We start from the raw sequence: 248 nt of genomic DNA on the forward strand, positions 1-248 counted from the left end.
CTACTGGACTACCTGTTGAAGTAGGTTCTGGAGGATTAACTAAATTTAATCGTAAGCGTCTTGGCATCTCTAAGTCTAACTGGAGCGATGCTGCTTGCGTGAGCCAGTCAACTCCTAATAGCTTAAACCTCAAAGGATACCAACCTTTGCTAATTAAAGCTATGGAACCTGTCGGCAAATGGTTAATTCTGATAAATACGGTTTTCCCAGAAGCGCACCTAAACTTCGGCAAAAATCCTTCTTTGGTT

General features: G+C 41.9%; 1 pseudogene. It reads left to right on the forward strand.

The annotated features are described in order from the left end of the window. Positions 1-248 (forward strand): annotated as a pseudogene (locus AC0QH1_RS05115) (hypothetical protein); the annotation flags it as partial.

This window comes from Phormidium sp. CCY1219 (assembly GCF_055795085.1).